Raw genomic sequence first — 8434 nt, 5'->3', positions numbered from 1 at the left:
GGAGCGGACGTCGTGTTTGTGGCTGGATGCGAGCTGAGCCTGTTCATGAAAGGGATATTGGAAGGAGCTACGTCCTTCGACCGGATCGGGGTGCTGATGAGCCCTTGGCGGCTGCTCAAATACACCATTCGAAAGGGATCTTTTCATAAGCGTCTGAACGCTTTTCTCAGCAAAGCCGTGAACGTGATCCGGGAGCATTTCCACGGGCAAGTCACCTATGCTTCCGGTACGTGGGAAAATGTGAATTGGGATCTATTTGACATCGTTTCGGCCGATCATTACCGCGATGTGAATAACGATAAGCGCTACCGGGAGCAGCTGCGCGCCTATTTCAAGCACGGGAAACCGGTCGTCATCACGGAATTCGGATGCTGCACATACGAAGGGGCGCAGGACCGGGGAGGTTTTGGCTGGAACGTTGTAGATCATGGACATTCGCCCAAGCGGCTGGGGGAGGGCATCGTGAGGGACGAACAGGTGCAGGTCCGGTACATGAGGGAGCTTTTCGATATTTTTCAGGAAGAAGGGGTGGATGGAGCCTTTTGGTTTACGTTTGCCATGCCAAGCTATCCGTATGATGAAGAGCCGGCCTTTAATTTGGATACGGCGAGCTACAGCGTCGTGCGCACGTTCAAAGACGGGCGGACAGGGGGGGTCTATCCCGGGATGCCGTGGGATACGAAGGCTTCCTTTGCGGCACTGGGCGAGCTTTATGATCGGCCGTAGGAATCCGGCAAGCGTACCATCCGCTCATTGACACGGGCATGCTGAAGCTATATATTCAGGGCAGCATCCTGCCGGCCAGGCGGGATAACGTCGGTACTTTTTTTCTCGAACACGAGGGAGGTGAAGCGCTTTGGAAGATCATGCTTTGAAATATGATCCCGACGAGTCGGGCTCGAAAATTTGCGAGGTTCTGCAAATCCTGAAGACCAAATGGGCGTTCCTCGTACTGGATGAACTGCTGAAGGGCCCGCAGCGGTTTAATCAACTTCAGCGCAATGCGTCCGTGATCAAAACCCAGTCGCTGACGGATACGCTCCGGCATCTCGAACGGATGGGACTTGTGAACCGCGAGGTGTTCCCCACGGTCCCGGTGACCGTCGAATATTCGCTGACGGAGAAGGGCGCCGATTTTCAGCTCGCCTTAAAGGAAATGGAGCGATGGGTGGATAAATGGGGCGGGAGGAACCCGGCTTCAGCGGAGTAATGAAACAAAGCAATAGCTCAAATGTTACTTCAAGGGCTGCACGGCATGGCTTTCATCTGAGGGTCGGCCTGGTAAGCCCTTTTTGTTATGTGCAAAATAGGGTTTGACCTTGACGCTGCGTAAAGGTGTACAGTGAAACCGTCAGGAGGTGATCCCATGGAATACACCGTACAGAAGCTGGGAAGGCTCGCGGGCGTCAGCACCCGGACCCTGAGGTACTATGACGAAATCGGTCTTCTTAAGCCGGCTAGGATCAATTCGTCAGGGTACCGGATTTATGGGGAGGATGAGGTGAACAGGCTGCAGCAAATTTTATTTTTCAGAGAGCTGGACGTAAGCCTCGATCGCATCAAGGAGCTGATGTCCTCACCTTCTTTTAACAGCAGCGAAGCTCTGAAGGAACATCGTGAGAAGCTTCTTGACAAACGCAGGCAGCTGGACCGGCTGATTGCCAACGTGGAACGGACGATCCAGTATCAGGAAGGGAGAATAAACATGACGGATCAGCAGAAATTTGAAGGCTTCAAACAACAACTCATTGACGATAACGAACAGAAGTACGGCAAGGAAATCCGTGAGAAGTACGGGGATGCGGCCATCGAGCGTTCCAACGCCAAGGTTAAAAACATGACCAAGGAGCAGTATGAAGAGGTGTCGCGCCTGGCCGATGAGGTGCTGTCCACGCTTGGGCAGGCTTATCAAACCGGGGATCCTGCCGGTGAGCTCGCCCAGAAGGCGGCTGACCTCCACAAGCAGTGGCTGACGTACTACTGGAGCGATTACAGCAAAGAGGCGCATGCCGGGCTGGCCCAGATGTATGTGGACGACGAGCGCTTCAAAGCTTACTATGATGCGAAGCAGCCGGGAGCGGCGGAGTTTCTGCGGGACGCGATTCTGGTCTACACAGGGATGGCGAAGTCCTGAGCCGGGACTGCGAAGTGACCAAGTAAAAAGAATACCAAGCAAGGAAAATAAGATCGCCTAAACGGCCTGGGAAGACTAGACGGAAGGGCGGTCTTTTTTTGTAAAATATGGATTCAGGACGCCGCAGTTCATGAATAAAGAATGGAAATGTAGAGCAATGACCTTCTCGAAAGAAACCGCAAACGTTTGGTGCCGTACCTAAAAGCCCTGATGGGGCTTTTTTTGCTGGGAGGACGAAGAACCTTTCCCTATGCAGCTATAGGCACCTTCAATGAGTAAAAACGTTTCGGAATAAAAAGGTGATGTAAGCGCTTAAAAAAGTTATTGCCAACTCGAAATACCCTTGCTATAATCGCCTTGAAAAGGTTTTCTTAAAAAGGAAGTTGCCTACATGAAACCAACAATCAGAGATGTTGCCAAGATGGCCGGTGTCTCCATCAGTACGGTCTCGCGGGTTATGAACTCGCCCGATTCGGTGGTGGAGGCCAAGCGCTCACGCGTACTCGAAGCGATCGAGAAGCTCCAGTATCAGCCGAATGCCTTTGCCAGGGGACTGATCTACAGAAAGTCCTTTACCCTTGGGCTCCTCATCCCGGATATCGAGAACATGTACTTTGCCGGGATCATCCGGGGGATGCAGGACGCCTGCGTCAAGCTCGGATACAGCTTGATGATCTGCAACACCGACCGCGACAAGGACCGTCTGCTGTCGTACATCGACGCCTTCCGCGAGAAGCAGGTGGACGGCATCGTCTTCGCCAGCGATATCCTGTATCCGGAGTACTTTGAGAAGCTTACCGCATGCCGCATCCCGTTCGTGCTGCTGTCCTCGCATTCGGACGAATTCGAGGTTCCGAGCGTCGAGGTCGACGACGAGGAGGCCGCCTATGAGGCCGTGAAGTTCCTCATTGAGCTGGGCCACCGGGAGATCGGTATGATCGGCTTCAACCATGTGAACTCGGTATCGGGGCCGCCGCGTTACGAAGGCTTCGTCCGGGCCATGAAGGAAGGCGGGCTCACCCACAACATCGGAAAGGTGGCTTATGCGGAGCACCGGTTCGAGCAGGCTTACCATGCGTCGCACGAGCTTTTTTCCGCCCATCCGGACATTACGGCCGTATTCTGCGTGGCGGACGAATTCGCCATGGGGACGATCTCGTATCTGAAGGACCGGAATATTCTCGTGCCGGGTCAGGTGTCGGTCGTCGGGTTCGACAATCTGCGGATGGCGAATATGTTCATTCCGAAGCTGACGACGGTGGCCCAGCCGATTTACGAGCTCGGATACCGCGCAGCGGAGAAGCTTCATGAACTGCTTACGACAGGCAGTGTGAAGGTCCCAAAGGAGATGATGAAGCATAAGCTGATCGTAAGGGAGTCATCCCGCCAGAGATAAGCAGATCTTTTTAGAGATCAGAAAGTAAAAGCTTCGGAGCTTCCGCTTCCAGATCTCGCAAGAAAAACTTCCGCTAAATGCGGTCCGTCTGCTGTGAAGTTACGTCGATAGCTCTTTTTTTACACGATACTGAAAAGCTTTTCAGAGGGAGATTTCCTCCCGGATTCATGTAAGCGTTGTATTTGACGAATATGTTCAATGGTATATGAACTGGATGTTTCAGGAGGGCTCCGAATTCAATTCTGTGAAGGGGGTGAGCGGCCGCTAAGCTAGGAACCCGTGATGGCATCCGTAACCTGAATCAGGAATCATGAATCGTTTTCTAAATGAAGAAAAGGGGATGTTCCAAAATGAAAAAAACATCAAAGCCCAAACTATCGCTGCTGATGGTGCTGGGACTGTCGTTTACAATGGTGATGAGCGCCTGCGGAAGCAGCAAGGATGCAGGTCCTTCGGCAGAACCTGCTGGTACGGCGTCTAACAACGGAGGTTCGACAGCGGCGGCAACCGAGCCTGCGGCCACACCGGGTTCGCCGCTGGAGGAGGCGCTTCAGGGCAAATATAAAGGCACCAAAGTGACGATGTTCGGGCCGTTTGTGGATGCGGACCAGAAGAAATTCGAGTCCAGCATCAAAGACTTTGAGGATAAAACGGGCATCGATATTCAATATGAAGGTTCCAAGGAGTTCGAGGCGACCATCAACGTCCGCGTGGACGGCGGCAATGCGCCGGATATCGCCGACTTCCCACAGCCAGGCCTGCTGGCCTCAATCGCCAAGACCGGCAAAGTGGTGGATCTGACCAAAGTTCTGGACCAGGAGAAACTGAAGAAGAACTACAATCAAAGCTGGCTCGACATGGGGACGATGGATGGCAAGGATGGCAAAATTATGGCCGGTATCTGGAACCGCAGCAACGTGAAGAGCTTGGTCTGGTATCCGAAAAAGCAGTTTGAGGAAGCCGGCTACAAAGTTCCGGAAACTTGGGACGAAATGATGGCTCTGACCGAGCAGATCGCCAAGGACGGAGACCCGGCATGGACGATCGGCATCGAGAGCGGCGCGGCTACCGGCTGGCCGGGAACCGACTGGATCGAAAACATTATGCTGCGCACGACAACACCTGAAAACTACGACAAATGGGTCAAAGGCGAGCTGCCTTTCACCTCGCCTGAAGTGAAAAACGCGTTTGAGCTCATGTCCAAAATCTGGATGAACAAGGACTATGTGTATGGCGGCACCAAATCGATCGTGACAACCGCTTTCGGCGATGCGCCGAAACCGATGTTCGAGAATCCTCCGAAAGCCTGGTTCAACCTGACAGGCAACTTTATTACGAGCTTCTTCCCTGAAACGGCTAAGGTCGACCAGGACTACGACTGGTTCTACCTGCCGCCGATCGATTCGAAATACGGCAAACCGGTGCTTGTGGCCGGAGACATCTATGCCATGTTCAACGACCGTCCGGAAGTCCGCGCGGTGATGGAGTTCTTCACGACCGGCGAATCGATTAAGTCGTGGGTGCAGTCCGGCGGCGTGATCGCTCCGATGAACGACGCTTCGCTCGACTGGTACACATCCGAGTCCGACCGCCGCATGGCGAAGCTGGTCCAGGATGCGACGACCCTCCGTTTTGACGGTTCCGACCTGATGCCGGGCAAAGTGGGCGCCGGCACGTTCTGGAAGGGCATGACCGACTATGTCAGCGGCACCGCGACGCTGGATGAGGCGCTGAAGCAAATTCAGGCCGGCTGGAACAACTAACCGCAGCCGCTTAGCTTTTTGGCAGCGGAGAAGCAGGGATGGGCAACCAAAGAGGCTGATCGGGTTTAGCGATCCGTCGGCCTCTCTTTTTCCTCCCCGCGTTTGATCTACCCATGAAGTCGTCTGTTTAGGAGGATACCTATGAATACGCAAACGAAACCGGGATTCAGCATCAAGGCGCTGCTCATCTTTCTGGGCGTCCTGATCGCCAATATCGCCGTCAACGGCGTGATTTTCGTCTTTTTCCGGGATTCGTCCCTGAACCCGCTGCTTACCGCAGTGCTGGCCGTTCTATGGGGCGTTCTGGGCGTTTACTTGATTTACTATACGTTTACCTGGGCGGTGGAGAAGTTTCCCGACCGGATCAGCCGCAGCGTGCTCCCGTATGTGTTTATCGGGCCGGCGGTTCTGGTGCTGGGCTGGCTGCTCGTGCTGCCGGCGCTGCGTACGCTGTACCTGAGCTTTTTCAATGCGTCTTCTGATAAGTTCGTCGGTCTGGGCAACTATATGGCCATTTTCAGCGACCGGCTGCTCGCGACCGCGCTGCGCAACAACCTGCTGTGGGTTTTCGTCGGAACACTGGCGTGTGTCGCCTTTGGGCTGCTGATTGCCATTCTTGCAGACCGGAGCAGTTATGAGCGGATCGCAAAATCGATCATTTTCATGCCGATGGCCATTTCCTTCGTGGCGGCCGGCGTCATCTGGAAGTTTGTGTACTATTACCAGCCGGGAGACGAGCAGATCGGCCTCCTGAACGCCATCGTCATGGCGCTCGGCGGTGAGCCCCAGGCCTGGGTCAGCATGCTCCAGCCGTGGAACAACTTCTTTCTGATCATCATCCTGATCTGGATGCAGACGGGCTTCGCCATGGTCATCTTCTCGGCGGCCATCAAGGGCGTGCCGGACGATATTCTGGAAGCCTCCCGCGTCGACGGAGCCGGCGAAATCCGCATTTTCTTCCGCATCATCATTCCGTTTATTTCGACGACGATTCTGACCGTCACGACGACGATCATTGTGTTCACCTTGAAAATCTTCGATGTGGTCATGGTCATGACGGGCGGACAGTACGGCACGGAAGTGGTGGCGACCCAGTTCTACCGGCAGTTCTTCATGTACCGGAACTTCGGCTACGGCTCAACGCTGGCCATCGTGCTCCTGATCGCCGTCCTGCCGGTCATCATCATCAATTTGCGCCAGTTCCGCAAGCAGGGGGGATTCTGACATGGCAGGCAAAAAGAAAAGAAGAAGCAAAAAGTGGATTGTCAACATCGTGCTCGGTATCATCTGTTTCGTATGGCTGCTGCCGACGCTGGGGCTGTTGATTTCGTCCTTCCGTCCGGCCGCGGATATTTTGGAGACCGGATGGTGGAAGGTATTCCCTCACCAGGAATGGAAAACGAAAGACACGATTCAGCTGTCCAAGGATGTCGACCTGAGCGGGCCGATCGAAGTGAACGGCCAGACGTATACGGACGACCAGCTCAAGAGCGGCGTCATGCAGGACGGAAAGCGGCTGACCTGGGAAAACCGCCGCGCGCGCGAAATCAGCGTGCAGGATCAGGGCTGGGTCGGCTCGTCCAAACTGACGCTCGATAACTATAAAAACGTGATCGCAGGTAAGGAGTATACGATCAAAAATGCCGATGGCAGCGAGTCGAAGGAGAAGGGAACCGGCTTATCCCAAGCGTTCTGGAATACGCTGACGATTGCGGTTCCGGCGACGGTCATTCCGGTCCTGATCGCATCCTTCGCCGCCTACGCCTTCGCCTGGCTGCGGTTCCCGGGGCGCAAGACACTGTTCGTCGTCATTATCGCGATGCTGGTCATTCCGATTCAGGTGGCGCTGATCCCCGTGTTGAAGGATTATACTTCGCTCGGCCTGAACGGCAGCTACCTCGGGATCTGGCTGGCGCATACGGCGTTCGGATTGCCGCTGGTTACGTACTTTATGTACAACTTCATCAGCCAGCTGCCAAAGGACTTGTTCGAATCGGCCTTTATGGATGGGGCTACCCACTTCACGATTTTCAGCCGGCTGATCCTGCCCTTGTCGGTCCCGGCGCTTGCTTCCATCGGCATCTTCCAGTTTTTGTGGGTATGGAACGACTACCTCGTCTCGCTGATCTTTATCGGCAACCAGCCGGAAGTGCAGGTCATGTCGATGAAAATCGCCGATCTGGTCGGCTCCCGCGGCAACGACTGGCACCTGCTGACGTCCGCCGCCTTTATCTCAATGCTGATGCCGCTTGCGATCTTCTTCCTGCTCCAGAAGTACTTCGTCAGAGGACTGATGGGCGGATCAGTGAAAGGTTAACGGTACCGCTGGGTAACATGAACATATAATGAAGCCCTTGCGGCGTAAGGAGCTGAAGTCGAAGATGAGAATGGAAACGTATGTGAGGCCGCAGCCGCTGTACCCTTATGAGGCATGGAGTCTGTCCGAGGAAACGTATGACGAGGCAAACAACCAGCGCAGCGAAAGCCTGTTTGCCATCGGCAACGGATATATCGGCATGCGCGGCAATTTCGAGGAAGGTTTTTACGGCATGTTGGGAACTTCCGTCACCGGCAACTATCTGAACGGGTTCTATGACTCCGAACCGATCGTGTATCCCGAAGGGGCGTACGGGTATCCGGAGCGGAATCACGCGATGCTGAACGTGACCAACGCGCAACGGGTGGAGCTGCGGATCGAGGGCCAGCTGTTCCATCTGAACAGCGGCGTCGTCCACGACTACCGGCGGGAGCTGGACATGAAAAAGGGGATGCTGACGCGCGAGATCGAGTGGGAAGCACCCGGCGGCCAGCGTGCCCGGATCCGGATCCGCCGGTTCGCCGCCCTCCAGCACAAGCATTTGGCGGCGATCCATTATGAAGTCACCGCCCTTAATTTCAGCGGGGCCATCAGCCTGACCTCCGCGCTGGACGGTAAGATCGCATCGCAGAACAACAACGGCGATCCCCGTCTTGGAGCCGCCAAGGCTGAGCCGAGCTTGCTGCTCGAAGATACGGGCCGTGGCGGAGAGCTGTCCTGGATGAGACAGCGTACACGGCATTCGGGATTTGTGCTCCTGACGGTCATGAGCCATGATCTGCAAACGAATCAGCCCTCCCAGACTTCGGCGTGGTCGGAGAACG

7 protein-coding genes and 1 pseudogene are annotated in these 8434 nt (G+C 55.0%); all 8 read left to right on the top strand.

What is annotated here, in order from left to right; all coding sequences use genetic code 11:
• On the top strand, window positions 1-726 hold a 726-nt coding region (locus tag CPT76_RS00865), incomplete at its 5' end, for a glycoside hydrolase family 113 (protein WP_105441616.1).
• A gap of 130 nt (window positions 727-856) precedes the next feature.
• Complete coding sequence (locus tag CPT76_RS00860) at window positions 857-1210, top strand: winged helix-turn-helix transcriptional regulator (RefSeq protein ID WP_258167950.1); 354 nt, start codon at window positions 857-859, stop codon at window positions 1208-1210.
• Between the two features lie 156 nt (window positions 1211-1366).
• Window positions 1367-2134, top strand: coding sequence for a MerR family transcriptional regulator (locus tag CPT76_RS00855; RefSeq protein ID WP_105441615.1), 768 nt, complete (start codon window positions 1367-1369; stop codon window positions 2132-2134).
• A gap of 391 nt (window positions 2135-2525) precedes the next feature.
• Window positions 2526-3530 carry a LacI family DNA-binding transcriptional regulator gene (locus CPT76_RS00850; protein WP_105441614.1) on the top strand — a complete coding sequence of 335 codons (1005 nt, stop codon included), beginning with the start codon at window positions 2526-2528 and terminating at the stop codon, window positions 3528-3530.
• A 350-nt stretch (window positions 3531-3880) separates the two neighbouring features.
• Window positions 3881-5293: an ABC transporter substrate-binding protein gene (locus CPT76_RS00845; protein WP_105441613.1), complete on the top strand. Its 1413-nt coding sequence runs from the start codon at window positions 3881-3883 to the stop codon at window positions 5291-5293.
• Between the two features lie 141 nt (window positions 5294-5434).
• The gene (locus CPT76_RS00840; RefSeq protein WP_105441612.1) at window positions 5435-6517 is read left to right on the top strand and encodes a carbohydrate ABC transporter permease; all 1083 of its coding nucleotides are present in this window, start codon (window positions 5435-5437) and stop codon (window positions 6515-6517) included.
• Window position 6518: 1 nt separating this feature from the next.
• Window positions 6519-7610, top strand: coding sequence for a carbohydrate ABC transporter permease (locus CPT76_RS00835; protein WP_105441611.1), 1092 nt, complete (start codon window positions 6519-6521; stop codon window positions 7608-7610).
• Between the two features lie 64 nt (window positions 7611-7674).
• Window positions 7675-8434 (top strand): annotated as a pseudogene (locus CPT76_RS00830) (beta-phosphoglucomutase); the annotation flags it as partial.

This window comes from Paenibacillus sp. AR247 (assembly GCF_002968895.1).
Lineage (GTDB): Bacteria > Bacillota > Bacilli > Paenibacillales > Paenibacillaceae > Paenibacillus_AQ > Paenibacillus_AQ favisporus.
This window is presented reverse-complemented; position numbering and strand designations above follow the sequence as displayed.